This is a genomic window from Lederbergia lenta NBRC 16444 (assembly GCF_001591545.1).
In the GTDB taxonomy this organism is placed as follows: domain Bacteria; phylum Bacillota; class Bacilli; order Bacillales; family Bacillaceae_C; genus Lederbergia; species Lederbergia lenta.
This window is the reverse complement of record NZ_BCVC01000012.1, coordinates 33,614-60,426: the sequence shown is the minus strand read 5'-3', so window position 1 is coordinate 60,426 and position 26,813 is coordinate 33,614. Positions and strand designations below refer to the sequence as shown.

Here is a 26,813-nt window from a genome sequence, read left to right as displayed (position 1 = left end):
TAGTGTCTAACATTTACGGAGCAGTTTACTTGCGGTCGTTTTTTACATATATTATTTTACTCTTTTGGTTTGTTGTTATCATCCACTGGGTTTGTTGGACCAAACTTCTCACCTGTTGTTCCAGACCCATATGAATCCATTGGTGGTGGATCCTCTAAAGTATTTTCACGGTTTTCTTCAATCCCCAAATCGTTCGTTTCTTCTTGCGAGCTTGTCGAATCAGCCGTAAAACTTGAAGAACCATCACTGTTATTGTCAATTGTTTTCGGTTCCGGCATTGTGCCGTGATCGAATAAATGATTAATCTGTTCCGCATCTAACGTTTCCACTTCTAATAACGTTTTAGCAACCAGAATTAATTTATCTTGATGCTCTAACAAAATTGTTTTCGCACGGGCATAACAATCATTAATAATCTTTTGAATTTCCATATCTATCTCGTAAGCAATTGCTTCTGAGTAGTTTTGTTCATTATGCAAATCTCTACCAAGGAAAACTTGCCCACCTTGTGGTTGACCAAACTGTAACGGTCCCAGTTTATCACTCATTCCATATTCCATTACCATTTTACGGGCAATGCCAGTTGCACGTTGGAAGTCGTTATGAGCACCCGTTGATACTTCACCAAAAGTAATTTCCTCTGCTACGCGTCCCCCAAGCAAACCGGTAATCTTATCTAATAATTCAGGTTTAGTCATGAAGTAGCGATCCTCTTTCGGAAGCATGACAGCATAACCACCTGCTTGCCCCCTTGGAACGATCGTTACTTTATGTACGACATCCGCTTCATCTAAGACTAATCCGATAATCGTGTGACCACCCTCATGGTAAGCAACAATATTACGTTCCTTCTGAGAAATAACACGACTTCTTTTAGCAGTACCAACAATGACACGATCGGTTGCTTCGTCAACGTCAGACATATCAACTTTCTTTTTATCCTGTCGCGCTGCAACAAGCGCTGCTTCATTTAATAAGTTTTCCAAATCTGCACCAGAAAAACCAGGTGTTCTCGCAGCAATTGCCTTCAAATCAACCGATTCATCCAATGGCTTGTTTCGCGCATGAACGTGTAATACTGCTTCTCGTCCCTTAACATCTGGACGATCTACTGTAATTTGTCTGTCAAAACGGCCTGGACGTAATAATGCAGGGTCGAGAACATCAGGGCGGTTTGTTGCCGCTATAATAATAATTCCTTCGTTTGCACCAAAGCCATCCATTTCAACTAACAATTGATTCAGTGTTTGCTCACGCTCATCATGACCACCACCGAGGCCAGCACCACGTTGACGACCTACCGCGTCAATTTCATCTATAAAAATGATACATGGAGCATTTTTCTTTGCGTTCTCAAATAAATCACGTACACGTGATGCACCGACACCGACAAACATTTCCACAAAGTCGGAACCACTAATAGAGAAAAATGGTACACCTGATTCTCCAGCAACAGCACGCGCTAATAATGTCTTACCGGTACCAGGAGGACCGACTAATAGCACACCTTTAGGAATTCTTGCACCGACCTCAGAAAATTTCCTTGGGTCTTTCAAAAACTCAACAACTTCTACTAGTTCTTGTTTTTCTTCATCGGCTCCAGCAACATCTTTAAAACGCACTTTCTTCTTCTCTTCTGTATAAAGCTTCGCCTTGCTCTTACCGAAGTTCATCACTCGGCCGCCTCCGCCTTGTGCTTGATTCATCAAGAAGAAAAACAGAATGAAGATAATAACAAATGGAATAATCATTGTGAAGAACGATACCCATCCACTTGTCTCTTTTGCAGGCATAACTTCTTTTTTCACAGAAGCAGCATCGATCCGGTCTAGCATCGCAGGACTATTCATCACATACGTTTGAAATTGTGCACCTTCTTCTGCACCTTTTAGATTACCTTTAACAACATATACACCACGCTCTGGTTGCATCGAAAATTCTTTAATATCTCCGCTTTCCAAATGTGTTACAAATTCATCATAAGATATATTCTTTGTCGTCTCATTGCTATTGTTAAACCAACTAACAATTCCAATAAGAACGAGAAAAATGAGTAAATAAAAGATTGTATTCCTAAAAATTCGATTCATCACTTACCTCCTCCCACACTGAAAAAACTAACTTCAATAGTATCATAGACATTTCCAGTTTTACAACATTTCACCCTTGTTTTCAATGTATTAATCCTCTTCATTCTTCCCATATATTTCAGGCTTTAAAATCCCAATATAAGGGAGATTACGATATTTCTCATCATAATCAAGACCGTATCCCACTACAAATGCATCAGGTACATTAAATCCGACGTAGTCAGCTTCAATATCTGCCTTTCTACCCGTTGGTTTATCAAGCAGTGTAACAATTTTAATTGATTTAGCTTTACGATAATGGAATAACTCAACAAGATAACTCAACGTCAATCCACTATCAATAATATCTTCCACAATTAGGATATCCCTACCTTCAACTGGAGTATTTAAATCTTTAAGTATTTTTACTTCTCCAGAAGAAACGGTTGATCTTCCATAACTCGATACATCCATAAAATCCATTTCTATATATGTATCCACTTTTTTTAGCAAATCTGACATGAAAAGAGTAGCCCCTTTAAGGACACCAATAACGAGCGGAAAACGCCCATCATACTCCTCGGTAAGCTGACCTGCAATTTCCTCTATCTTTTCATTAATTTCTTCTTCAGTTATTAATGTTTTCTCAATATCATGATTCATTGATTTGGTTGCCCCCTAGGAATTGTTTACTTGCTGTAGTGTATGCTGTAATAAATATGTTCTTTGTTTGGAGAAGTATTATAACAGGATTTTTTCAGACCGGGGATCCAAAGAATTTGACCAGAATTGTCCGTGATAATAGGCCAATTCCTTCTATCCTGCAAAGGTATTTTCATTTCCATAAAAATGTTTTTGACCTTCTTTGACCCGTTCATTCCTTTAATTTTCATGCGATCACCGGGCCGCCTTGTTCTAACGATGATTGGAAACTGAATAGTATTTGGATCGAAGATAAGAACGTTATCCTGATCCTTCAAGTTATTATCCGTATTTTTTTCCATTCGGATAGTCAATTGATTAGGAAGCAGAAGATCATTGTCCTCTTCTAACACGTAATAGAATCCTGAAGCTTGTTCCAATTCAGTAAAAGTAAAATTACATTGCTCATAAGATCTTATTACTTTTAAACCATTTGGAAGATCTATTCTACCCGATGGTTTTTTGCTCTTTATCAGCTGCTGTATCAAATCTATATGCAGCGCAGATAAATCAGGAGCATATTGCTGATAAAGATAATTTAATATTAGATGAATCCCTCTCCTTTGTAAAGGCAAAGGCACTTGCTTGAATAAGCTGATATTAAGACGAATTTCAACACCGTCAAACTCTTGACACATTTTTTCCATTTGCTCTTTTGCTAAGAAACGTAGGTATTTTTCATCTTCTGTTATTTCTTCGCTAAAACGTTGGAATTGTTCATGAACTCGGCTGTTTTCTTCTTTTAAAAACGGGAGTATATCCAATCTGAATCGGTTCCTAGTATATGTAGGTTTATCATTACTTTCATCTCGCCGCGGATGAAGAGCCTTTACCTTACAGTACTCTTCTATCTCACTTTTCGAGACTCCAAGTAATGGGCGAATCAATTCTCCATTTCCAAACTTCCTTTTCACTTGAATGCCCGCTCGCGATATTTCTCTGCTTCCTCGCGTTAGACGCATAAGAATTGTTTCAATTTGATCATCCCCATGCTGACCAACCACTAACTTATTGGCTTGAAACTCTTCCATTACTTGTTCCAAAAATTGATAACGGTATACTCTTGCAGTTTCTTGTAAACCTGTTTTGTCTTTTTTCATTTTACTTTTAATATCTATAGACTCAGCTTTAAATATCAGACCTGTAGAAGCGCAATAATTCTTCACGTATTCCAGATCACGAAGTGACTCTTCTCCTCTAAGCATATGGTCTACATGTGCAACTACTAGTGTAACTCCATACTGATCCTGCCTTTTCACAAGAAAGTCAAGCATAGCCATAGAGTCAGGTCCCCCTGATACAGCTACAATAATAAAGTCATCTTTTTTAAATAATACATGTTTTTCCACAAATAATTCTGTTTTTCTTTCAAAATCTAACATGGCTAATCCTTCTCCTATCGATACTTGGATAGCACCGTCATCTGTTCTTATATTACCATTTCTTCGTGTTTCCTTGTAGCCTCAAGTCCTACAGGATATACGTGAATATATAAAAAGCATATAAAAAGGCAGTAAAAATTAAAAGTGCTGCCGTCTCCAAAAAGTTGCCTTGCTTTTTTTTACGTTGAATTTGATTGGTTCTGGCAAGATTAGATGGACGCATCGACAGAATAGCCAATAATTCATCTTTCATTTCTTTGGCATTATTATACTCCCCTTTTATCGCCCTTTTTAAAGGTATTTCATACTTCACTAGCTCTTTATTGGACCGAATGACTCCCATTAGTTGTTTATATGGATGGTTCTTTTTAGTAAAGCGATCCTGATAAAATAGATTAATCAATAACATCGCTGTCGAAAATATGTCATAGGAAGACTCTGCCTTCCTTGAGCCAAGCCCCCAATAGCCACGATCAAAAAACTCGGTGAACTCTTTTATTGCTCTTCCTTTTAATGTCGTCCCCCCAACGTCAATACAGCGTATTTTTGGAGGAGAGCCTGTTACAATTAAATTTTCCGGTTTCAAATCTCCAAAAACCCAACCTTGGTTGTGTAATCTTTCCAATACGTCCAGCAGTTGAACAATCATTACCCCAGACCATGAATGTCCTTTTCTTTTAATAAATGAAAGCAGATCAGGTCCTTGAATGTATTCCATTGCATAGAAATGTATCTTATTACCTTTTGTTTCCCAATCATCCACATCATACAAAGAAGGCCCAAGAGAAGTTCCTTGGGCCTTTGCGAATGCTTTCAGAACATTCACCTCTGATGTGATGGAGAAACTATCAGGGCTCATCTTCAAAGCTGAATAGCCATGAGTGCCAGTCGCTAAATAAACAACTCCATTCGCCCCTTCGCCAAGTTGCTTCATAAGTCGATAGTCATTATTATGCCATTTACCTACTATTTCCGTATTAGGTGGGAATTTAAATTGATCCTTCCATGTATTCATCATCTGATAGCAGCCTCCTCAAGGAGCGCTTCTTTTTAAAATAGGACATTCCCTCCCGTAATGCCGGCCCTGTAGGAGTAATTCCTCCTGTAGCAAGCTTAGGAAACACGCTCGTTAATAGCTCTAAATTCGGTGTCCAATTTAATAGCCTTTCCGCCTCTTTTCTTTTCCCAGGAAATACAAGCACAGAAAATTGGTTATTTCCCATCCGTGCATTTAGACTAAGCGATAAGTCTAACAACGCTTCTTTTACCGTTTCAAGCTTCGTTGCCATGCTAGCGCTAGTATCAATCATAATCAGCACTTGTAGATCAGAAGTTTCCCCCAACTCATCTACTACTTCCATTACCTCTCCTCGCTTATCAGGGGAAAGTTCTTCCAAATTAGTATTACTACCCAAAATTTGTCTTAACTCCCGATTCACAACTCCTTGTAACGTTTGTGTCATTGCTTTTCGAGTAACCATTTGGACAGTTTGAGATAGTTGTTCAGCATATACTATTTGGCTAATCCCTCCTCCAGATGCAGCAATCTCATCAATTTCCTTCATCCCCTTTTTTTCAATTGAATCATTTTCAATGACACCAATTACATTTACAGTTATTCCACTTTCATTAGCTAACGCAGCCACCGCAACAGGATCTTCCCCTTGATTGGAACATCCATCTGTAATTAATAATATTTGTTTAAGACTACCTTTAGTCATTTCCTTCCCTCCATCTTCGTAGTAGAACAGCTGACTTTAAACTCTATAACCAATAACAATCATGCTATCCATCCTCGCCTGATAAAGGGCTTTTTATACTTTGATTAATGGTTGAATGCTTAAGAGGAAATCTTCATTTTTCTATTATGCATTGGTATAGCCGCCCATTTAGGTGTATTGTGAATGATTTTTACAACTGCGATTGTCATATCATCAGCTATCACTCCTGATCTTGTACGAATTACTTCCTCCATAATTAAATCCGCAATCGCTTGTGGGTCACTAGTTTCCATTTCTCTCAATTTTCGTTTCATCCATAATTCATAATTCTCTACGTGTTTGGGTCCTTCGAATATCCCATCACTCATCATAATTAACAGATCGCCTGCGCGTAGCTGCTCAGATACAACATCGACATCAAACTCTTGTAAAATTCCCATAGGCAGATTTCCTGCTTCGACTTTTATCACCTTAGTATCCCTTTTAATGAAACTTGGTGTAGAGCCAATCTTCAAAAATTTAACTTGGGCATTTTGTAGATCAATCATCGCTAAGTCGAGAGTAGAAAATATCTCATCCGTTGTCCTAAGAGATAAAACAGAGTTCACGGATTTAATTGCTACTTTTTCTTCTATCCCTGATTGTAGTATTTTTTGCATCAGCTTTAATGTTTCACTACTCTCATGATGCGCTCTTTCTCCATTGCCCATTCCATCACTGATTGCAATAGCGAACTTACCAGGACCAAGCTCCATCGTCGAATAGCTATCGCCCGAGAGAAATCCACCACCTTTCGCTGCATGAGCTACTCCTGTTTCAACAACAAATGCCTTTGCCGATCGAAGTGTTATATAGCATGTACCTAGTGAAGTGTCTGCGTACTCTTCACTTTGAACAATAATTGTTTCATTCAAAATATCTGATAGTAATGGCGCAATTATTTTTTCACATTCATCCATACCCTTGTAGTTTGGAATGGTAATGTCTAAATCAATATTTCCTGCTTCTAGGCTATATATTTCTATTTGATCGACATCTATACCAAACTCTTGTAATGCATCCAGCATCATTTCTTCCTGGTGATGATGATTCTCCTGCTCTTTTTTAATTTCCTTCGCAAAATCACCCATAACTTCCGAAACACCTAGTAATTGTTCTGCTACAAGTCTTCTACTTTCTTGCACTTGCTTTTTAAGGTGTACATTCACTTGATGAACAGTCAGTTCCTGATGAATGGCCTCTCTCACTTTTTTCGCTTTATTACAATGCTTTTCCAACTCTCGATTTATAGCAGGCTGAATAGTACCTGTATTTTCATCCATATCATGCATAACATCATTCATTAATTCATATGTTTTATCAAAGCGATTCCCCCAGCATTGGTCTTTTTTAAAGCATGTTTGACATGTTTTCTCGGTTACATTGCTTAAAAACAGATCAAATTCTTGTTGTTCATCCTCTGAATCACTCCATTTTTCCGGCTCTGAAAAACTATTAGATAATGCATGGAAAACAGAGGAGAACTGTTCAACCCGACGGACTGTAATATCACGAATCTTTCGAGCATAACGCTGTTGATCTTGAGCGTACTCCGGGGTACCTGGTATATGCCTAGCTAGCTTCTCTGTAAAACTAATAGGCGTAATAAGTAATAAGAAAGCAGCAGCAAGGGATTCATACATTGTTTCGATTAACGATGCATTTGCTTCTCCGTACATCCCGATAAGTAGTGTAGCGACTAAAAGCCCAATTGCCGTTCCTACTCGCTTTCCTTCTTTCAATAAACCTCCTAGTAATCCAGAAAAAGCTAGCAGGCTCATTTGAAATAAACTGGAGATACTAGCTAAACTAAAAATCAAGCCCGTTACTACACCAACAGTCGACCCTACTGTAGCCCCAGCAGTAAATGCAAATAGAATAACGAGATAACGTGAAAGAATATGTTCAATAGATAAATCATAAAATGTCCATCCAATCGTCCCTGTCATAACCGATGCGAGCATAATAATAAGACAAATCACTTCTTCTGTTTTCAATACCTTCTTTTTATTGTAAGCAGTTAAATAAGGAATGCTTTGCATAAAGATAAATACGAGAACAAATGAAAGACCGGCCTCCACCCCTGCCATTAATCCGTCATAGCTTGTAAGTATTTGTCCATTTTGAATGTAGGTAAAAATGCATTTCGTGAAGATGGTTATAAAAAAAACAAAATAAGGGAGTACTTTAAGCGGATGTTTAACTAACTTTTTGATCATTTGATAAAAGATGAGAAACAAACTACATAATGCAAAGGTGAAAGCTGCTTTTTCCATTGATAAAGTCATGGAACCGATTAGAAGGCCAAATAGAACAAGTGGCGCCTTTTCCCTTCTTAATATGTAAACCGCCGTAAAGAATGGTAATGCAAACGGAGTAAGATGCGACAATATTAAAGCTCGTCCTAACAACACGGCTACTAAAAATAGAGCGATCCCTTTTTGTAGGAATAAATACTCTATTTTTTGTTGCAACTTCTTAAATCCATTCTCTATATCCCATTTGGTTTTCTCCAAATCTACATTGCCTGCCGACTCCGTTAGTATCCTTTCTCCTCTTTCCATTTTTTAAACACTCCCCACTATGGATAATGCTTCTCATTATAAATGGGTTTAAATTAAAAATTTGTCAGTTTGATGGAGAGAATATAAAGAAATATTCGACTATTTCGGGCAAAATAGGAAAAGTTCAAGCAGAATGAACATGAAGTCTTTATATTTGTACAAAGAAATCACTATTTATTGTTTTGTATTTGGAATCATGTAGTTATTTCTTTTTACAAATATAGATTTATCACTAGCAGCAAGGCAAAAAAAACGCAAGGAATTTACCGAATAGTAAATTCCTTGCGCTTTTATTATAGCGGCAGAGGGGATCGAACCCACGACCTCACGGGTATGAACCGTACGCTCTAGCCAGCTGAGCTACGCCGCCATGTTGTTCCTTATAAAAGGCACAATGTCTATAATACAGACCTTCGCAAAAATTGTCAATAGAAATCACATTAAAAAAAGCAGTAAATCCAAAAATACGGATTTACTGCTTTTTTATAAAACAGACAGCAAGTTAACCTCGCCTTGCACCACGTCCACCGCGCTTAGATTCAGTACTACGCTTCAATGTCGATAAACGGTCTTCGCTATCTTTCAAAAACCTGCTCATTTTTTGCTCAAAGTTTTCTTTCGGACGAAAATCGTTATTTCTGTTTTGACGCGGGCGCTGGCTTGAATGAGATTGCGCCGGTGGCTGATCTTTAGCCTTACGGATTGATAATCCAATTTTACCGTCACTTTCGACGTTCAAAACCTTTACGAGAACTTCTTCACCAACTTTTAAGTGTTCGTTGATGTCTTTTACATAATTGTCGGCTACTTCACTAATGTGAACAAGTCCTGTTGAACCGCCGGGCAATTCGACAAACGCTCCAAAATGAGTAATGCCTGTAATTTTACCTTGTAACTTGCTGCCTACTTCGATCGACATAAAAAAATTTATCCTCCTTAAAGTATAAAAAATACCACTTATTCTATATTATATAGGACTTAGAAAAAAAGTGTCAATATGGCACTTCATCTTCCTCTTCCTTTTTCTTTTGTTCAGGGATATTAAAGATTATTTCTCCCTTATCAGAAAGAAAATATTCACTTCTTGCCAACTTTGCTATATACTCATCATCGTTTAGTTTAATGACTTCATTTTCAAGCATCGTTTGCTTTTTTTCTAGCTTGGCAAGTGTTGCCTCAAGCCTTACTTTTTCTTCCTTTTTCGCCTCAAGAAGTGAGGTTCTAGAAATATAGCTAGATATCGTCAAATAAGATAAAGCAAGCGCCAGGACGAGAAATACAGATAATCTGCGGATCAGTAGTTTCTTTCTTTTCGCTGCTCTTCTCATCGAAACTTCCTGTTGCTTCATAAAGTTTGTTTCTAATGAAGCGATTGGCATTCTCTTTTTAGCCCCCATCCTGACGCCTCCTTATTTTAATTTGCTAAAGATTGCTTGAAAAAAAGAAATTACATCACTAAATTTATCTTTTAAAAATATGAAATAGCTTATAAACCAGCTTTTTAATTGCCTGACTATTTTTTGAACCGACTGTGGAAGTATCGTCCAAATTCCTTTGCCCAATAAGTAAATTGGATAAAGGATAATCTTTAACATCCATAATAACATTTTTACGACTGTCTTTACAAGTCCCAAAAGAAGTTTTGCTGTTAATATTAGTAAGCTAAAGATAAATATTACAATCCACTTAATTGGTTGATAAATGATCATATATATTAATTTATAGAATAAAATGGCGGCTGATTGAATAAATAGGATCAGGTATTCAAGAATTGCCAAATAATACTTCTTCAAAAAAGCTTGATAAGCTGAAAATCCACATAATAAGGAAAGCACAAGATAAAACCTAATTTCCCCATAATTTACTAGAAATAAAACGTAAAAAATAATTAGACCCTGAAGCATCCAAAATAATATATCATTTATGAACACAATGACTCTTTTCCGCTTGTCCCGTTTCAAAAATCTTTGATACGTATCAAGTGCTGCCCCAAAAAGGCTTCCCATGGTAATCATGGCAAGCATGGTATAAAGTTGGACTGAAAGCGTCATCGAAATAATTTACCAAAGAATCCTTTGGCTTTCTCCCCATGTTGATCATCTAAATAGACTAGGTCATATACTTTACCTTTAATCGATACAATCCCTTTATCCACATCAAGGTTTTTCATTTGTAAATTTTGTCCTCGAATTGCCAAGAAACCCATAGTTGTTTCAAGTAAAAACTCCTCATTGTCAAAACTTTCTACCTGTTTCACACCTGTGATGTCAATCAACCTTCGTCCCCGCATCGTTATATCGTGTTCCACTGGCACTGTTTTTCCTGTAGCTGCTGGCTCATAAAATTGGCTCATATCCATCCCTCATTTTCGTACTGATTTTACTACATACTTATGAAATGATGGAACCAAATAGAACAAGCCCTATTCAAGATACTTGTTATAATAAAAAAAATCACAGAATGAACTGTGATCTTACTATTATTTTTCCTCACCTAGCTTTTCTTCTTTCAAGACTGTAAACATATTTGCAGCATCATCTTTTTTCGTTGATTCCTGCAGCTTTTCCACTTTCACCGTCACAAGCTTCTGTCCAAACTGAATCGTTAGCTCATCGCCAACCTTCACATTTGAGCTAGCCTTCGCTTGAAGATTATTCACATTAATTCTACCTTTATCAGCTACTTCTTTTGCTAATGTTCGCCTCTTTATTAAACGAGAGATTTTTAAAAATTTATCCAATCGCATTGTTTCCATTCATATTCACTCTCCTATAGTCCTTGTCTCTTTGCTTCTTTCCAAAATTGGTCTAGACTTTCTAAGTTAAAATCTTCAAAAGTCAGCCCACTTTCTAGTACTTGCGATTCTACATATGAAAATCGACGATAAAACTTCTCATTAGCAGCTTGCAATGCCTCTTCCGGATAAATATCCGATAATCTAGCGACATTTACGATAGCAAATAGTAAATCTCCTAATTCATCAAGTTGCTCCCGTTTATTCCCTTTCGCCATTTCTACCTCAAATTCCTGCATTTCTTCTTTGACTTTTTCCCAAGCTTCTTCTGGGTTATCCCAATCGAAGCCTACCTTCGCTGCCACTTTTTGATAATCATATGACTTTAATAAGGCTGGCAATCCTTTCGCAACATCTTTCAGTAGAGATTGCGGCACAATCCTCGTTTTTTTCTCTGTCGCTTTGATCTTTTCCCAGTTAGCGTTTACTTCCTCGGTAGTATGAGCAATAGCATCACCAAAAACATGTGGGTGACGCCGCACCATTTTTGCAGATATACTCTCCATCACATCTTCTATCGCAAACATACCTTCGTCTTCGCCTATTTGTGCATGTAGCATGACTTGTAGCATTACATCCCCAAGTTCTTCGATCATATTATCAATATCATCTCGATCAATTGCCTCTAATAACTCGTATGCTTCTTCAATTAAGTATTTTTTCAAAGATAAATGTGTTTGCTTTTTATCCCAAGGACATCCATTCGGACCTCTTAAATCAGCAATAATCGTTCGTAACGTCGCGAATTCCTTAAAAGCCATTTCCTCTGAAGGGATCGGCGGGACATAAACACTCGTTAGATTGTTAAGCTCAGCATGACGGTCTAATTCATAAAGCGGAATGGCCTTAAGCGTCTCCGATTCACTTCCTGCCTCTGTAACAATCTGGACCTCGTACTCATCAGGATACTTTTCCATCAAGGTTAGTTTTACTTCAGATGCGACAAAAGCATCGTACACTTGAGCAATAATAATATGTTGGTGGACCATAATATCATTTTTATGTAGAGATGTACCGTCTAATAATTGAAAGCCTTCGACAGGATCTACTTTGACCGCTGCAAACAAACTATCAAGGAAACTTTGCCCACCACCTATCCTTACAGGAATACTTCTCCCTTCTCCTCGCTCAAGCAGTAGTTGAACTGTTTTCTCCGCAATCATTGGGTGTCCAGGTACGGCATAAATAATATTTTCCTCAACAGCCTTCGCTAATAAAGTTTCTGTTATTTCCTCATAAACCGCAGGGAAATTATCATGCTTTTCATATATGGCGTCAAAGGAAACATACGAAATATTTTCTTCTGAAAATCCCTCTACTACAGGGTGCTCTTTAGTTCTTAAATATAGATGACTGGCATGCTTCAATTGTTTATAAACACCTAAGGGCAGCTGGTCGATATCTCCTGCACCAAGCCCTATCACTAATATTTCCCCCATTATAATTTTCTCCTCCTCGTTTTCATCAGTCGACCTAATTTAGATCCAAATGGTAAAATACTCATTTCTTCTTCCGTTAATAATCCTCGGCGTAATATAAAAGTTACATATACAAGCGATCCTATCATTACACTAGAGATTGCAACAATCGCGTTATACATTCTGCCTGAATATCCTGTAAATGATAATATGAGTTGCCAAAATTGCAGGCTAACTGTCATTATTCCGACGGATAAAAGGAGTATCGGAAGAGTTGATATGATAACCGGTAGAATGGTAACCTTCTCGTGTAATTTTTTTACTAGAAGAAACGCAATGAGTGCCAGCCCAATAATTGTTGCTAAAGCTGCTCCCTTGATACCGATTATTGGTATCAACAGATAATTGCATACAAATTTAAATATGAAGCCAAGAAGAATATATTTCATTGGCGCGAAGACATGCCCCACCCCCTGTAACACACCTGCACAGACCAATATTAGCGAGCTAAAAAAAATGGACATAGCTAAAATAGACAGAGCAGTCGAACCTGTAGCCGTTTTAAATAACATCACATTAGTCGGTTGAATTATATTTGCCAGTCCCACCGCTGCTCCTGCCCCAATAATAATGGTTAATTTAACTGCACTTTGCGTTTTTTCACGTACAAATACTGTTTCTTTTCGATTCCAAGCAGTAGTTACAAGCGGAACTAGCACCAAGGAGAACGAAGCTGCAGTTACAGCTCCCAATTGAATAAGTGGTTGCCCTCGGTCAAAGACACCTTTTAAGCTTTTAGCATAATCCACAGCGACACCTGTTTTTGTAAGGATTGAATATAAACTTAAAGAGTCTATCAATTGAAATAGGACAAGTACCATCCCACTTACACAGATCGCTGTCCCATGAAGAAACACAGTGTGTGCCGTTTTGTACATTTGATTTAATGACAGGCCTTTTATGAAAAATGTTTTTATTAGCTTCTTGCGTGCTGCAAAATAGGTTAATAAACTTACACCTATACTAGCTCCTATTAATGAACCAGCGAGGGCTCCACGTCCAGCAGTATATAAAGAGTAACCCTTTGAGACGAGAATCGAAGCTAATAGTAGAATAGCCATTACTCTAGCCAGTTGTTCGACCACTTGACTTACCGCTGTTGGTTTCATATCTCCTTCACCTTGAAAATAGCCTCTCCACATTGATAAAAAGGGGAGAAATAAAAAGATGAAAGATATTGTTTTAATGAGAGGAGCTAGAAGTAAATCCCCCATCCAGTCAGCAATCATATTAGCCCCAAAGTAAAAAACTACGAATAAGCTAATTCCTATAAAAAGCAACGTAAAAAAGGCTGCCTGTAGTTGATAAATAAGTTGCTTTTGGTTACCATGTTTATGTTCTGCAACTAATTTGGATATAACGACAGGAAAACCAGACGTTGCCAAGATAGCAGCAATCCCATAAATCGGATATATTTGCTGATATATATAAAACCCAATATCACCTACTATATTTTGAAAAGGTACACGGTAGGCAGCGCTCATTATTTTAACAGCAAAGCCAGCAGCTGATAGGATGAGCGCACTTTTGATAAATTCATTCGATCCCTTATAAAGCAAACTCCCCTCGCCCTTCTAATCGGAATTGTAGTAATAATTGAGTGTATTATAGCATATTAAAAGGACCAAGCACGACGCTTAGTCCTTTTAACCCCACACGAAGTGAGTCACAATGATATACGCTTTTTCTTTGTTCCTATTGTCTAGCTACATGGCACACCAACTAGACGTCTTACCGATTTCTTATTACGTTTCCATTTGTCTTGCTAGAAAGTTTGCAGCAGTTTCCACAGATTTTTGTTCTACTTCTCCGAGACTTTGGTCTTTTGAAAAGATCACTACTGCACCAATAGGATCCCCACTTGCAATGACTGGAGCTATACAATAGGAATGGAGATCCTCTTCATACCCATCTACTAAGGAGACTTTTCCTGCGCTCTGTTCTAAATGACCTGCGCGTTCCATAATCGCCTTTTCAATCACTTCGCCATTGCTTTTATTCATATAGTCCTTTTTAGAACTGCCTGCTACCGCAATAATCTCATCCCTATCACAAATCAGAACAGTACTTCCTAAACTATCGTATAAAGCCTCTGCATATTCTCTAGAGAAATCGCCCAGTTCGTTTATTGGAGAGTATTTTTTTAATATGACTTCGCCATCACGATCAACGAAGATTTCCAATGGATCTCCCTCTCTAATTCGAAGTGTTCTACGAATTTCCTTTGGGATGACCACCCTTCCTAGATCATCAATACGACGAACAATTCCAGTTGCTTTCATCTTAGTTGCCTCTCTTTCATCAGGTGATTTTTCGGAAACTCACAGCTTTATTGTTTAGCTAGCTTCCGATCTATCCAGTTCATTACTATCAGCTATTGAATTTAGTATCTTTCATATGGAAAGTTCTATACATAATAAGTTCATTTATTGGCTAGTATTTTCAAATTATCCTTTATTCACCTTATCTGATAGTAATGATTACTCAACTAAATTGGGCAACTTTTATGGAATTATTTTTTTGCTTCTTCCAATCCCTTCATCAATTCCTTAGAAACTTTCAACCATTCATCTGTATTCATTCGATTTACCTTAATACTAATTTTTAACCTGTCTCCATCCATACCTAATCCAACATTTCGTCCATGTCGACTACATATATCAAACACTTTTTTTCCATCTATTTCAGCTGTTCCTTCAGGTGACATAAAGAGTACTATATCCGTCTTAGATTGTTTAATGGATTCGAGCTTTACCTTTCGGGCGTATACTTTCATTTCTGCAACCGTCAGTAAATATTCTACTTGCTTCGGATAATCGCCGAAGCGATCAACCATCTCCTCACGCAATTCTTCCAATTCATCAAGTGAATCGATATTTCTAAACCGCTTATACATTTCAATTTTTTGTTGGCCATCGCTTATATAGGTATCAGGTATATATGCATCAAGCTCAAGTTCGACCTCAAAGGCAGGAGCCGATTTTACCTGACCACCATCTTTACGTGCATCAATTGCCTCTTTTAACATTTGCGAATACAGATCAAAACCAACTGATTCAATAAATCCATGCTGCTGGGCACCTAACAAGTTCCCTGCTCCTCTGATAGATAAGTCACGCATAGCAATTTTAAAACCAGAACCTAATTCAGTAAATTCCTTAATCGCTTGAAGTCTTTTCTCTGCTACTTCTGTCAATACTTTATTCCTTCTATAAGTAAAATACGCATATGCAACTCGATTCGAGCGTCCAACCCGACCTCTCAATTGATATAGCTGTGAGAGGCCCATTCTATCAGCATCATGAATGATCAATGTATTTACATTGGGGATATCGACACCTGTTTCAATAATAGTTGTTGTCACTAACACATCAAATTCTCCATCTAGAAAGCTTAATATAACCGACTCAAGCTCCGCCTCAGGCATTTGCCCATGAGCAAATGCAACTCTTGCATCTGGCACGAGTAAGGAAATCTCCTCTGCCTTTCTCTCTATATCTTCTACACGATTATATAGAAAGTATACTTGACCATCTCTTGCAAGTTCACGTTCAATTGCTTCTTTCGCAAGCATTCCATTGTATTCCATCACATAAGTTTGAACTGGAAAACGATTTTCTGGTGGCGTCTCAATAACCGATAAATCGCGAACCCCAAGCATGGACATATGAAGTGTCCGAGGAATTGGAGTGGCTGTTAGTGTCAATACATCAATATTCGCCTTTAATTTCTTTATTTTTTCTTTATGAGTAACGCCAAATCGTTGTTCCTCATCAACAATGAGCAAACCAAGATCCGCAAAGTGAAGATCTTTTGATAATAATCTATGGGTACCTATAACAATATCTATTGTCCCATTCTTCAAGCCCTTAATTGTTTCTGTTTGCTGTTTCTTTGAACGAAACCTACTTAATAATCCAATATTAATAGGATGGTCTTGAAATCTCTCTTTAATGGTTTCAAAATGTTGTTGTGCCAAAATAGTTGTAGGTACTAGGATTGCGACCTGCTTCCCATCAACGATTGCTTTAAAAGCAGCCCGAATCGCCACTTCTGTTTTCCCGTACCCTACATCTCCGCATAAAAGTCGATCCATCGGACGCTCTCGTTCCATATCCCGTTTAATTTCTAATGCAGACCTAAGTTGATCGTCTGTTTCTTGATATGGGAAGGAAGTCTCAAACTCACGTTGCATATCACCGTCAGGAGAAAATGCGTACCCTTTAGCCGCTTCTCTTTCGGCATAGAGCTTAATAAGATCATCCGCTATATCTTTAACAGAAGATTCTACCTTTTTCTTCACTCGTTTCCAATCACTGCCACCAAGTTTGTATACTTTAGGATCCTTTCCTTCCGATCCTACGTATTTTTGTACAAGATCGATTTGTTCTACAGGAACGTATAATTTATCATCAGCCTGGTACTTTATGTGTAGATAATCTTTATGGATACCGTTAATAAGAAGTGTCTCAATCCCCAAGTACTTACCTATACCATGGTTCACATGAACAACATGATCACCAATTTTTAATTCGGAGTAACTTTTTATTCTTTCTGCATTAGAAAGCTTTTGCCGCTGTTTAGATTTGCGTGTCTTCTTATTAAAAATTTCCTGTTCCGTAATCACAACCATTTTCGAAGTTGGAAGTTCAAAACCAGTTTGTAATGATCCTTCTGCTATTTGAATTCCCGACAGTACCTTCGTATCTTTGACCAAAGCCGCTTCGATATCATAATCAAGTAAAACTGTTTGCATTTTCTTTGCTCTTTGCATATCTGGTGCTAGAAAAATAATAGAGTAGTCATTTTTACGCCAACGTTCTACTTCTGTTTTTAATAAATGCATTTGACCATGAAAATTCTGCATAATCTTACACGAAACATTCGCAATGTTCTGTGGGCTTGTATTTGGGATATGCCTTAGGAACAAGGATAAATAAATACGCGGAAACTTATGACTAGAAATCAACTGTGCAAATTTATGAGACACAGCAACATCATGGACAATTGTTCCTTGTTCTAGCAGCGCCGTGTACCATTCAGCTTCCTCTTTTTCCAGTCTTTCATTCATTTCTTGAATACGACTCATTTCATCAAAAATAAGTAAGGCATCACTAGACACATAGTCTAGTAAACTTGAAGCGGGTTGATAAGCATAAGATAAATATTTGAAAAAATTCTCTGGCTTTTGTCCATTCCGAAATTGCTCCAAATCTTGACCAATGTTTTCTGCCATTCGTTCTTTGGCTTTTTCACTTTTTAACTTTTTTAATGAACGTGCGAGATCTGCTTCTAGCTTCGTTGAAATTTCAGGAAATTTACTTGTATCTATTGGAGTCTCCGTCGCTGGTCCGATAACAACCTTGTCTCTTTTTTCTTTAGAACGTTGATCATCAATAGAGAAGGCGCGAATAGAATCTATTTCTGTATCAAATAATTCAATTCTAATAGGATCTGTTTCTGTAAGTGGATATATATCTACAATTCCCCCACGAACACTAAATTCACCTGGTGCGCTTACCATATCAGATCTGCTATAACCCATTTGCACAAGTGTAAGCATATCCTTTTCCATATCTAGATCTTTTCCTACTTCAAAATGGAGCTGATATTGTTTCCATTCAGTTGGAGATGGCATCATCTTTCTTAAACCTGCCATAGGAACGACAAAAACACCGCGTCGTCCTGACGCCATGTAATTAAGGGTTTCAATTCGTTGGGCACGTAATTCGGGGCTCGCGGTACTTAATTCTGCTGCAATTAATTCATTTGTTGGATATAAGAACAACTGAGATTCATCTATAAATTGTGTCAAATCTTCATGTAACTTCTGTGCCTGTAAAAGATTATGAGTTACAATAACAATTGATTTCCCCGTCTGTTCTACTGCTGCAGCAATAAAAATAGCCCTCGTAGAGCCTGATAATCCTGCAATTAACTGTTCTGCTAGATTTTCTTCCGCTCCAGATATAATTGACTTTATTTCGCTTTGTTGTAGCAATATCTTTTGCAAACCGTGCATGTCTATCTCCTCTTTTCAAAATATACAAAAACAAAACCGCTATAAGTAACGATACTTTAGTGAATAAACACCAGTTTTTTAGTAAAAAGCGATTTAATAATTCTCGCTAAAATTTTCCTTATATATAAAAATAGAAAAATGCTTTGGATTTCCAATCCAAAGCTTTTAGTGAATTAGATAATCATATTGATGCAAATCAGGGTTTTTAAGAAGTGTCTCATGACAGTCTTCACAAATTGCTTGAATATGAATATCTCCATTCGAACTATAAGCAACCATTTCTTGTCTTTCTTCATTCGTTAACATGTGGATCCCAAGTTGTTCTATTTTTAATGAATCACTCTCAATCGTACCCATCTTTGCCGCACAATGGCGACATTGATAATGAATAAGCATCGACTTCCTCCTAATACAAACATGTCCTTTATATTATGGTCGCCATCGCCAAGAGTTATTCATCCTTTTGCATTAAACTGATTCATCACTTCGATAAAAGGGGTATTTATCCACTTTTCGCATGCATCTGCACATGTTTGTATAACCGGTTGCATTTCTTGCCACTCATCTTTTCCAAACTTACCTAACACATAGTCAGGAACCTTCATCCCGAGTGGTGGTCGATCAATCCCGATTCTAATTCTATTAAAGTTTTGTGTTCCAAGATGTGCAATGGTTGATTTTATACCATTATGCCCGCCTGCACTACCTTTTTGCCGAAGTCTAATTTTACCAACGGGTAAATCTAAATCATCATAAATAACGAGTAAATTCTCTATATCAATATCATAGTACTCCATGATTGGACGTATGCTCTTTCCAGATAAATTCATATATGTTAATGGTTTTAATAAAATCATCTTTTCCCCACCTTGGTGGACAAGAGAAAAAACACCATTAAATTTATTTTGATTCACCGGCATACCGGATCGCTGAGCCAACTCCTCGATCACTTCAAAGCCAATATTATGCCTTGTTTTACTATATGCTGAACCTGGATTCCCTAACCCTACAATTAATTTCATTAAATACACTCCAGTATACATGTACTCTTCCAACCGAGTTACCTTTTATTATACAGAAAAGTATAAACCACACAAACAAATTATTCAAAACCGTTCCCATTTTATGCAAGATCTGTTCTATTCTCAGCTGCTATCGTTCTTTTAATGCAACAAGAACAAAGCGCAGCCACACTGGGGCTGCGCTCGATTTGAAATGAGAACTTTATTTTTCGTCAGCTTGATCTTCTGTCGATTCGGAAGCTTCTTCTGTCGCTTCTTCTTCTTCTCTAGGTGGTTGTACTGAAGCAATTGATTCCTCATCTTCATGGTTGATGACAACGGAATAGTTTCCACGAATATCGCCGACCGTTATACTGTCCCCAATTTCTAAGCCTGAAATATCGACTTTAATTTCTTCAGGTATATCATCGGGTTTTGCTGTAATTGAAAGCTCGTGAAGGATATGTTGTAACACTCCACCAGATTTCACACCAGGAGCATCATTAGATAATTCGATAAGCACGTTCGCATCGATTTCCACCATCATGTCAACAGCAAGAAAATCTGCATGTGTAACTTCTCTACGAAGTGAATCCTCTTGATACTCATGTAAAATAACATTTAATTTTTTTCCTTCTAGATCCAGTGAAATAACACCGTTTCTTCCTACTTCACGCATTACTTTTAAGAAGCTTTTGCTTTCTACAGAAATTGGCGTATTTTCTACATTATATCCGTAAACTATAGCGGGGACATTCCCTTGTTTGCGTAGTTCATTTAATTGCGAATGTTGTTCATTTGTACGTGTTTGCGCTTTTAAAACTGTACTCATCTCTACCACTCACTCTCCTGTTATATAAAAAAATATGATTATCCCTATCTTTACCCTATCACAATAATGAATAAACATCTATTTTTATGAAATTGCTGCACTATTGACTTTCAAATCATGTTGGCATTGTTGCAGGAGATTCAAATGATGCGAATAACAACGGCGATACCACAGAAACTGTCATATCTAGCCGTTATCTTATCGCCAACGTTTTATATGCTTATAGCTTTTGTCTATATGGTTTAATCAAATAACGTACTTACTGATTGGTTCTCATGCACACGAATAATCGCTTCACCTAGTAAAGCAGCTACTGAAAGTTCTTTAATTTTGCTAATTTTCTTTTCTTCTGGAAGAGCAATAGAATTTGTTACAATGAGTTCTTTAATTTCAGAGTTCTCAATTCGCTCAATTGCCGGTCCCGACAATACCGGGTGCGTACAACAAGCATAGACTTCTTTTGCTCCATTTTCCTTCAGTGCGCTTGCTGCCAAAGTAATCGTTCCTGCTGTATCTATGATATCGTCAATCAAAATGGCAATTTTACCTTCTACATTACCAACAATATTCATCACTTCAGCCACATTCGGACGCGGGCGACGTTTGTCGATTATAGCGATAGGTGCCTTTAAGCGATCCGCAAGTCTTCTTGCTCTTGTAACACCGCCATGATCAGGAGAGACGATAACGATATCTTCTTTATTAAAGTTTTTCTCTTTATAATAATCTCCTAAAATGGGTACACCCATTAAGTGGTCATTAGGGATGTCAAAGAAACCTTGAATCTGGGGAGCATGGAGGTCTAAGTTGATCATACGAGTTGCACCAGCGGTTTCAATTAAGTTCGCAACGAGTTTAGCTGTAATTGGTTCACGCGCTCTTGCTTTACGATCTTGACGTGCATAACCGTAGTAAGGCATAACAAGATTAATTGTTTTTGCTGACGCTCGTTTTAATGCGTCAATCATAATGAGTAATTCCATCAAATGGTGATTGACAGGCTCATTTGTTGATTGAACCACATATACATCACATCCACGGATACTTTCTTCTATATTGATTTGAATTTCTCCGTCACTAAATTGATTTACCGAGCACTTACCAAGTTCTAGACCTATTACATTTGCAATTTCTTGCGCCAAAGCACGGTTTGAACTTAATGAAAATATTTTTAAACTTGGGTCAAGATATTGATTTGACATGTTGAACCTCCATCATATTAATTATTCAAATTTAGTTTCTTGACATAATTCTCTTTATTCACTTGCTTAGCACGTCCAATTGAAAGGGCTTCTCCAGGAACATCCTTTGTAATCGTTGAACCCGCTGCAACAAACGCACCTTTGCCAATTGTAACTGGTGCAACAAGATTTGAATTGCATCCTACAAATACATTGTCTTCAATTTTCGTTAAATATTTGTTTTTTCCATCATAGTTCACAGTTATTGACCCGCATCCAACATTTACTTCTGACCCAATTTCCGCATCACCTATATAACTTAAATGGGAGACTTTACTGCTTACACCAATTTCTGATTTTTTCACTTCAACAAAATTTCCAACCTTTACATCGTCATGAATCTTAGATTCTGGACGAATATGAGCAAACGGTCCAATATGAACATTCTTTCCAATTGAACTATCATGTACAACAGACTGGCGAATTTCCGTGTGATCAGCAACATAGGCATTGTTCAATTCACTATGAGGTCCTATGACGCAATTTTCCCCAATCACTGTCTTTCCTTGAATAAATGTTCCAGGGAGAATAATTGTATCAGACCCTATTACAACATCTGCATCAATGTATGTATTTGCTGGATCCTTAAATGTTACCCCATTGCGCATATGTTGCTCATTTATTCTTTTTGTTAAAATTTTCTCAGCTTCTGCTAGAGCAACTCGATCATTCACTCCTAAAGTTTCTTCAAAGTCAGGGGTTTGATATGCTGTAACATGCTGATTTGTAGCTTTTAATATTTCAATTACATCAGGAAGATAATACTCTCCTTGAGTATTTTCATTTGATACTTGGTCAAGAACATGAAATAACACTTCATTATCAAAACAGTATGTCCCTGTATTAATTTCTTTCACATTTCTTTCTGTTTCATTTGCATCTTTATGTTCCACAATTCTTTCTACTATACCTTCCGAATTGCGAATAATTCGTCCGTATCCATCCGGCTGATCTGTAAAAGCAGTCAAAACTGTAGCTTTAGCATTCTGCGCTTCGTGATACTCCAGTAAAGATTCCATCGTCTCTGCCTTAATAAGTGGTGTATCTCCGCAAATAACGAGAGTTGTTCCCTTTTTCCCGTCCAATGTTTCCTTCGCTTGTTTAACCGCGTGAGCCGTTCCTAACTGCTCCTCTTGGAGGACAAAGTCACTCTTTCCTTCTAGATGTATCTTAACAGTTTCTGCCCCATGTCCGACTACTGTAACTGTTTGTTCAACATTAAGTTTTGAAATATTGTCGACCACATGCTCGACCATTGGCTTCCCACAAACCGGATGAAGCACTTTGTATAGCTTAGACTTCATTCTAGTACCTTGCCCCGCAGCCAATATTACAGCGAATCTTTTTGTCATAAACGGTCCTCCAATATCTATTTTCCATTATGAATATATCTTAATTAGCATGTTTTTTCAAGAAAACCATGAGATAAGCATAAAGTTACCATGAAATTTGTCGAAAATAAGAAAAGCGAAGACGCCTTGGACATCGACGTACAAACTGTACCAACAGGATGTGTGTGCATCGACGGCTCCATAGGACGTGGCCGTTTTAGTCGGACGAACTTCTCTTATACTTTCAAAAAAATAAAAAGAACCTAACTCAACGGTTAGGTTCTTCTTGCAGTTGTATAATTAGGAAGCGCCCGCTTCTTCAAGCTCTGGCTCTTCAATTTCTCCCATACGATGGTATTCTGCCAATACAACATCTTGGATTTTGCTACGAGTGTTTGAATTGATCGGATGAGCAATATCACGAAACTCTCCATCTGGAGTACGCTTGCTTGGCATTGCTACAAACAAACCATTATTTCCGTCAATCACGCGAATGTCGTGAACAACAAATTCGTTATCCAGCGTAATGGATGCAATCGCTCTCATTCTACCTTCTGTGTTGACACGGCGTAATCTCACATCTGTTACTTCCATTGTGTTCACCACCTTCTGCACCTAGATATAAGCATAAGTATGTATTCAACACAAATTACTTATCTCCTTCTTTTAATTGTAATTTTTTTAAAAATTTACTTTAAATGTTTTTTTGTCTTCTATAATTTTCTGTATATAAATCATGCAATGTTTTTTGAAAGCTTAAAAGGACTATAAACAGTACGGTTAATAGTCCTTTCTTATACTTTATAAATCACTTTTTAGCGAACAAGTGCAATAACTTCTATCTCTAGAAGAACATCTTTAGGTAAACGTGCTACTTCCACACAAGAACGTGCTGGCTTATGCACAGGGAAATATTCAGCATATACCTCATTAATAAGTGCAAAATCATCCATATTTTTTATAAATACAGTTGCTTTTACTACAGTATCAAATGAAGCATTCGCTTCTTCTAATACAGCTTGAAGGTTACGAAAAACTTGATGCGCTTGCTCGAAAACATCGTCTGAAACAACATTTCCTTCTGTTGTTAACGGAATTTGCCCTGAGCTGTAAAACATATTATTAACAATAATTCCTTGTGAATATGGGCCAATAGCTGCTGGTGCTTTATTTGTGGATACTGATCTCATATAACTCACTCCCTTATAAAAATTCCGTTTTCCCGAAAAAAAAGTTTCCTTTTACTACGTTAATCTTTTTCCCTTTTACATCAACATCTGACAACTTAATTAGTGATACATAATCTTCAACTAAGCGTTCTTCCTGAAATTCCGATTCAACTAGAACAGCAATCCCGGCTACAGAAGCATTAAACTCAGCTAAAAGATTAACCATACCGTTTACTGTCCCACCCGCCTTCATAAAGTCGTCGACAATTAGCACCTTGGCTCCTTCTTTTAAGCTTCTTTTCGAAAGGGACATTGTTTGAAGCCGTTTAGATGAGCCTGAAACATAATTTATACTAACAGTAGACCCTTCCGTTACCAAACTATCGCGACGTACGACAACAAAAGGAACATTTAAATGATGGGCTACCGCCTGTGCTATTGGTATCCCTTTTGTTGCTACAGTCATAATCACATCTATATCACGATCTGAGAAGGCAGACGCCAAATGCTTACCGACTTCATTCAATACTTGAGAATCGCCAAGCAAATCTGTCATAAATAAATAGCCGCCGGGTAGTAAACGCTCCGAATCCGCAATAGAAGCGCAAAGTTGATTTGCAAATTCCTCAGCTTGTTCTTTTTTTACCTTAGGAATATATTTAACTCCCCCAGCTGCACCTGGTAGTGTCTGTAATGTGCCAATCCCCTGATTTTCAAATGTTTCTTTTATGATTACCAAATCCTCACTAATAGATGACTTAGCTGATAAGTATTTTTGAGAAAAATAAGTGAGAGAAACAAGCTTTCTAGGATGATTCATTAAGTAATGTGTCATGTCCACAAGACGCTCGCTACGGCGGAATTTCATGATATAACCTCCTGCATAAACCAAAATACGAACATTATTAATGTAAATATACATTAACGTACGGTTATTAGCAAGATTTACTCCATTTTATTCAATAACAAAGGAAAATCTTTTTCTATAATAACTAGTACGCTCTACACTTTTATACAAACGGGGATTAGGATCGACTCCCTTTAAATCTTGCCTCATCTACTATACAACTGTAGATATTTTTTGTTAATCATCCCCAAGCATGCGCACTGCAAAAACTTGGGCACAAAATCCGCGTAGGCCATTGTAAATTCGTTGCAGCCGTGAATCGTGCTGCACTAAACCAAATACAGTGGGGCCACTTCCACTCATCATCACTGCATCTGCTCCAAAACGTTCCATCTGCTCTTTAATGTGGAGTACTTCGGGATGAAGTTTTAATGTGACAGCTTCAAGTGCGTTGCCCATATGAGAACAGATTTCATCATAGCTTTGGTCCTTCACAGCTTGTACCATCGCATTCATATCAGGGTGCTGAATGCTCGGTATGTCTAGATTTTTATATATATCTGCTGTGGAGACGCCAATAGAGGGCTTCGCTAAAATTACCCAACAATTGGGCGGAGCAGGTAGTTTGGTAATTTTTTCCCCGCGTCCTTTTGCTAATGCTGTACCTCCATGAACACAAAAGGCTACATCAGACCCAATTTCTGAACCAATATGCGCTAATTCCTCTACAGTTAACCTTAGGTCCCATAAAGTGTTTAACCCTCTTAATGTAGCAGCTGCATCACTGCTTCCTCCGGCTAATCCGGCAGCTACTGGAATTATTTTGTCAATGGAGATGGTAACACCTTCTTTGACTGCATATCTGTCTTTCAAAAGCTTTGCTGCTTGATAGGCAAGATTCCGTTGATCATCAGGAACAAAACGGTTATGAGATATAATCTTTATCTTATCTTCATTCATTGCAGCTAGTTCAATTCGGTCTGCTAAATCAATTGTCGTCATCACCATCTCCACTTCGTGATAACCATCTTCGCGTTTTTTAAGAACGTCTAAAGATAAATTAATTTTAGCTGGAGCCTTCATTAAAAGTTTCATTGTTTTCACCTGCTTGTCTTCCGTCTCTTCATTTTTTTCATTTTACCATGAAATCATCCACTACCGAAACATATTATAGTAAAGCATCTGTATTCTTAGTTAACCAATATAGACATATGTTGTATTATTCATTAATTTAGTCGCTATATATGCTAACTATTATCTCCATTTACAATAAAAAAAGCCGAAGCAGAGAGTAGCTTCGACTTTTTTACGGGTAAGTGTATGTTCATTATTTTTAGGTTGAGAGCACTTTGTCATTCATTGTTCTTTTCGGCTAGCTGTCTTTCCGCCATTTCAATAGCACGCTTAACCATATTGCCTGCATCTCTTGCTCTAATGCCGCCCCAACCTTCCTTTTGGACAACATCATGAAAGCCTAGCTCTTTTGCCAATTCTTCTTTCAACTGGTCTGACATTACGCCTCTTCTTCTACCCAAAATAAATTCCCCCTTTAATACCCGCCCTCTTATTTTGAGCAATTACTCTATAATTACAGCAGGAAATAAAAAACAACAGTAAACAA

Annotated in this window: 25 protein-coding genes and 1 tRNA gene; all 26 read right to left on the bottom strand. The window is 37.6% G+C overall.

Annotated elements, in window-relative coordinates:
• Window positions 1-56: 56 nt before the first annotated feature.
• Window positions 57-2,090: an ATP-dependent zinc metalloprotease FtsH gene (ftsH, locus tag BLE01S_RS19085; RefSeq protein WP_066146244.1), complete on the bottom strand. Its 2,034-nt coding sequence runs from the start codon at window positions 2,088-2,090 to the stop codon at window positions 57-59.
• A gap of 90 nt (window positions 2,091-2,180) precedes the next feature.
• On the bottom strand, window positions 2,181-2,732 hold the full coding sequence (gene hpt, locus BLE01S_RS19080) for a hypoxanthine phosphoribosyltransferase (RefSeq protein ID WP_066146241.1): 552 nt from the start codon (window positions 2,730-2,732) through the stop codon (window positions 2,181-2,183).
• Between the two features lie 26 nt (window positions 2,733-2,758).
• Window positions 2,759-4,153: a tRNA lysidine(34) synthetase TilS gene (tilS, locus tag BLE01S_RS19075; RefSeq protein WP_066146238.1), complete on the bottom strand. Its 1,395-nt coding sequence runs from the start codon at window positions 4,151-4,153 to the stop codon at window positions 2,759-2,761.
• Between the two features lie 88 nt (window positions 4,154-4,241).
• On the bottom strand, window positions 4,242-5,171 hold the full coding sequence (prkT, locus tag BLE01S_RS19070) for a serine/threonine protein kinase PrkT (RefSeq protein WP_066146235.1): 930 nt from the start codon (window positions 5,169-5,171) through the stop codon (window positions 4,242-4,244).
• Window positions 5,143-5,874, bottom strand: a complete 732-nt coding sequence (locus BLE01S_RS19065) for a vWA domain-containing protein (RefSeq protein WP_066146232.1) — start codon at window positions 5,872-5,874, stop codon at window positions 5,143-5,145. The genes prkT and BLE01S_RS19065 overlap by 29 nt, the downstream gene beginning before the upstream one ends.
• A 119-nt stretch (window positions 5,875-5,993) precedes the next feature.
• A complete protein-coding gene (spoIIE, locus tag BLE01S_RS19060) occupies window positions 5,994-8,477 on the bottom strand; it encodes a stage II sporulation protein E (protein ID WP_066146229.1) in 2,484 nt (827 codons plus the stop codon).
• Between the two features lie 296 nt (window positions 8,478-8,773).
• Window positions 8,774-8,847: transfer RNA gene (locus tag BLE01S_RS19055), tRNA-Met, on the bottom strand.
• Between the two features lie 132 nt (window positions 8,848-8,979).
• Window positions 8,980-9,396, bottom strand: coding sequence for a S1 domain-containing RNA-binding protein (locus BLE01S_RS19050; RefSeq protein ID WP_066146226.1), 417 nt, complete (start codon window positions 9,394-9,396; stop codon window positions 8,980-8,982).
• 73 nt (window positions 9,397-9,469) lie between these two features.
• The gene (locus BLE01S_RS19045; RefSeq protein ID WP_066146224.1) at window positions 9,470-9,874 is read right to left on the bottom strand and encodes an FtsB family cell division protein; all 405 of its coding nucleotides are present in this window, start codon (window positions 9,872-9,874) and stop codon (window positions 9,470-9,472) included.
• A gap of 12 nt (window positions 9,875-9,886) precedes the next feature.
• Window positions 9,887-10,528 carry a spore cortex biosynthesis protein YabQ gene (yabQ, locus tag BLE01S_RS19040; protein WP_066146221.1) on the bottom strand — a complete coding sequence of 214 codons (642 nt, stop codon included), beginning with the start codon at window positions 10,526-10,528 and terminating at the stop codon, window positions 9,887-9,889.
• Window positions 10,525-10,830 carry a sporulation protein YabP gene (gene yabP, locus BLE01S_RS19035; RefSeq protein WP_066146218.1) on the bottom strand — a complete coding sequence of 102 codons (306 nt, stop codon included), beginning with the start codon at window positions 10,828-10,830 and terminating at the stop codon, window positions 10,525-10,527. The genes yabQ and yabP overlap by 4 nt, the downstream gene beginning before the upstream one ends.
• Before the next feature lie 126 nt (window positions 10,831-10,956).
• Entirely contained in the window at window positions 10,957-11,223 is a 267-nt protein-coding gene (locus BLE01S_RS19030; RefSeq protein ID WP_066146293.1) for an RNA-binding S4 domain-containing protein, read from the bottom strand.
• Window positions 11,224-11,246: 23 nt separating this feature from the next.
• A complete protein-coding gene (gene yabN / locus BLE01S_RS19025; RefSeq protein WP_066146215.1) occupies window positions 11,247-12,710 on the bottom strand; it encodes a bifunctional methyltransferase/pyrophosphohydrolase YabN in 1,464 nt (487 codons plus the stop codon).
• Window positions 12,710-14,308, bottom strand: a complete 1,599-nt coding sequence (locus BLE01S_RS19020; protein ID WP_066146211.1) for a putative polysaccharide biosynthesis protein — start codon at window positions 14,306-14,308, stop codon at window positions 12,710-12,712. The genes yabN and BLE01S_RS19020 overlap by 1 nt, the downstream gene beginning before the upstream one ends.
• A gap of 186 nt (window positions 14,309-14,494) precedes the next feature.
• Complete coding sequence (gene spoVT / locus BLE01S_RS19015; RefSeq protein ID WP_066146208.1) at window positions 14,495-15,031, bottom strand: stage V sporulation protein T; 537 nt, start codon at window positions 15,029-15,031, stop codon at window positions 14,495-14,497.
• A gap of 230 nt (window positions 15,032-15,261) precedes the next feature.
• Entirely contained in the window at window positions 15,262-18,771 is a 3,510-nt protein-coding gene (gene mfd / locus BLE01S_RS19010) for a transcription-repair coupling factor (RefSeq protein WP_066146205.1), read from the bottom strand.
• Between the two features lie 165 nt (window positions 18,772-18,936).
• On the bottom strand, window positions 18,937-19,167 hold the full coding sequence (gene fin, locus BLE01S_RS19005; RefSeq protein ID WP_066146201.1) for an anti-sigma-F factor Fin: 231 nt from the start codon (window positions 19,165-19,167) through the stop codon (window positions 18,937-18,939).
• 59 nt (window positions 19,168-19,226) lie between these two features.
• The gene (gene pth, locus BLE01S_RS19000) at window positions 19,227-19,793 is read right to left on the bottom strand and encodes an aminoacyl-tRNA hydrolase (RefSeq protein WP_066146198.1); all 567 of its coding nucleotides are present in this window, start codon (window positions 19,791-19,793) and stop codon (window positions 19,227-19,229) included.
• 202 nt (window positions 19,794-19,995) lie between these two features.
• Window positions 19,996-20,604, bottom strand: coding sequence for a 50S ribosomal protein L25/general stress protein Ctc (locus BLE01S_RS18995; protein ID WP_066146290.1), 609 nt, complete (start codon window positions 20,602-20,604; stop codon window positions 19,996-19,998).
• 242 nt (window positions 20,605-20,846) lie between these two features.
• Window positions 20,847-21,806 (bottom strand): ribose-phosphate diphosphokinase, encoded by a 960-nt coding sequence (locus tag BLE01S_RS18990; protein WP_066146195.1) that lies wholly within the window; start codon window positions 21,804-21,806, stop codon window positions 20,847-20,849.
• A 17-nt stretch (window positions 21,807-21,823) separates the two neighbouring features.
• Window positions 21,824-23,197, bottom strand: coding sequence for a bifunctional UDP-N-acetylglucosamine diphosphorylase/glucosamine-1-phosphate N-acetyltransferase GlmU (gene glmU / locus BLE01S_RS18985; RefSeq protein ID WP_066146192.1), 1,374 nt, complete (start codon window positions 23,195-23,197; stop codon window positions 21,824-21,826).
• Window positions 23,198-23,476: 279 nt separating this feature from the next.
• Window positions 23,477-23,770 (bottom strand): septation regulator SpoVG, encoded by a 294-nt coding sequence (spoVG, locus tag BLE01S_RS18980; RefSeq protein ID WP_066146188.1) that lies wholly within the window; start codon window positions 23,768-23,770, stop codon window positions 23,477-23,479.
• A gap of 221 nt (window positions 23,771-23,991) precedes the next feature.
• The gene (locus BLE01S_RS18975; RefSeq protein ID WP_066146185.1) at window positions 23,992-24,366 is read right to left on the bottom strand and encodes a RidA family protein; all 375 of its coding nucleotides are present in this window, start codon (window positions 24,364-24,366) and stop codon (window positions 23,992-23,994) included.
• A gap of 13 nt (window positions 24,367-24,379) precedes the next feature.
• Complete coding sequence (purR, locus tag BLE01S_RS18970) at window positions 24,380-25,213, bottom strand: pur operon repressor (RefSeq protein ID WP_066146182.1); 834 nt, start codon at window positions 25,211-25,213, stop codon at window positions 24,380-24,382.
• A 216-nt stretch (window positions 25,214-25,429) separates the two neighbouring features.
• Window positions 25,430-26,287: a 4-(cytidine 5'-diphospho)-2-C-methyl-D-erythritol kinase gene (gene ispE / locus BLE01S_RS18965; RefSeq protein WP_066146179.1), complete on the bottom strand. Its 858-nt coding sequence runs from the start codon at window positions 26,285-26,287 to the stop codon at window positions 25,430-25,432.
• Between the two features lie 257 nt (window positions 26,288-26,544).
• Window positions 26,545-26,727 carry a small, acid-soluble spore protein, alpha/beta type gene (locus BLE01S_RS18960; protein ID WP_066146177.1) on the bottom strand — a complete coding sequence of 61 codons (183 nt, stop codon included), beginning with the start codon at window positions 26,725-26,727 and terminating at the stop codon, window positions 26,545-26,547.
• Window positions 26,728-26,813: the final 86 nt, after the last annotated feature.

Bases quoted from the DNA above. Each gene is read 5' to 3' on its own strand.
- purR (WP_066146182.1), bottom strand. From the start codon at position 25,213: ATGAAATTCCGCCGTAGCGAGCGTCTTGTGGACATGACACATTACTTA.
- hpt (WP_066146241.1), bottom strand. From the start codon at position 2,732: ATGAATCATGATATTGAGAAAACATTAATAACTGAAGAAGAAATTAAT.
- ispE (WP_066146179.1), bottom strand. From the start codon at position 26,287: ATGAAACTTTTAATGAAGGCTCCAGCTAAAATTAATTTATCTTTAGAC.
- mfd (WP_066146205.1), bottom strand. From the start codon at position 18,771: ATGCACGGTTTGCAAAAGATATTGCTACAACAAAGCGAAATAAAGTCA.
- yabN (WP_066146215.1), bottom strand. From the start codon at position 12,710: ATGGGGGAAATATTAGTGATAGGGCTTGGTGCAGGAGATATCGACCAG.
- yabQ (WP_066146221.1), bottom strand. From the start codon at position 10,528: ATGACGCTTTCAGTCCAACTTTATACCATGCTTGCCATGATTACCATG.
- BLE01S_RS19050 (WP_066146226.1), bottom strand. From the start codon at position 9,396: ATGTCGATCGAAGTAGGCAGCAAGTTACAAGGTAAAATTACAGGCATT.
- spoVT (WP_066146208.1), bottom strand. From the start codon at position 15,031: ATGAAAGCAACTGGAATTGTTCGTCGTATTGATGATCTAGGAAGGGTG.
- prkT (WP_066146235.1), bottom strand. From the start codon at position 5,171: ATGATGAATACATGGAAGGATCAATTTAAATTCCCACCTAATACGGAA.
- BLE01S_RS19045 (WP_066146224.1), bottom strand. From the start codon at position 9,874: ATGGGGGCTAAAAAGAGAATGCCAATCGCTTCATTAGAAACAAACTTT.
- ftsH (WP_066146244.1), bottom strand. From the start codon at position 2,090: ATGAATCGAATTTTTAGGAATACAATCTTTTATTTACTCATTTTTCTC.
- tilS (WP_066146238.1), bottom strand. From the start codon at position 4,153: ATGTTAGATTTTGAAAGAAAAACAGAATTATTTGTGGAAAAACATGTA.
- BLE01S_RS18975 (WP_066146185.1), bottom strand. From the start codon at position 24,366: ATGAGATCAGTATCCACAAATAAAGCACCAGCAGCTATTGGCCCATAT.
- yabP (WP_066146218.1), bottom strand. From the start codon at position 10,830: ATGAGCCAATTTTATGAGCCAGCAGCTACAGGAAAAACAGTGCCAGTG.
- pth (WP_066146198.1), bottom strand. From the start codon at position 19,793: ATGAAATTAATTGTAGGGTTAGGGAATCCAGGTTCAGCATATAGTAAA.
- BLE01S_RS18995 (WP_066146290.1), bottom strand. From the start codon at position 20,604: ATGAGTACAGTTTTAAAAGCGCAAACACGTACAAATGAACAACATTCG.
- spoVG (WP_066146188.1), bottom strand. From the start codon at position 23,770: ATGGAAGTAACAGATGTGAGATTACGCCGTGTCAACACAGAAGGTAGA.
- BLE01S_RS19065 (WP_066146232.1), bottom strand. From the start codon at position 5,874: ATGACTAAAGGTAGTCTTAAACAAATATTATTAATTACAGATGGATGT.
- fin (WP_066146201.1), bottom strand. From the start codon at position 19,167: ATGCTTATTCATTATCAATGTCGCCATTGTGCGGCAAAGATGGGTACG.
- BLE01S_RS18990 (WP_066146195.1), bottom strand. From the start codon at position 21,806: ATGTCAAATCAATATCTTGACCCAAGTTTAAAAATATTTTCATTAAGT.
- BLE01S_RS19030 (WP_066146293.1), bottom strand. From the start codon at position 11,223: ATGCGATTGGATAAATTTTTAAAAATCTCTCGTTTAATAAAGAGGCGA.
- spoIIE (WP_066146229.1), bottom strand. From the start codon at position 8,477: ATGGAAAGAGGAGAAAGGATACTAACGGAGTCGGCAGGCAATGTAGAT.
- glmU (WP_066146192.1), bottom strand. From the start codon at position 23,197: ATGACAAAAAGATTCGCTGTAATATTGGCTGCGGGGCAAGGTACTAGA.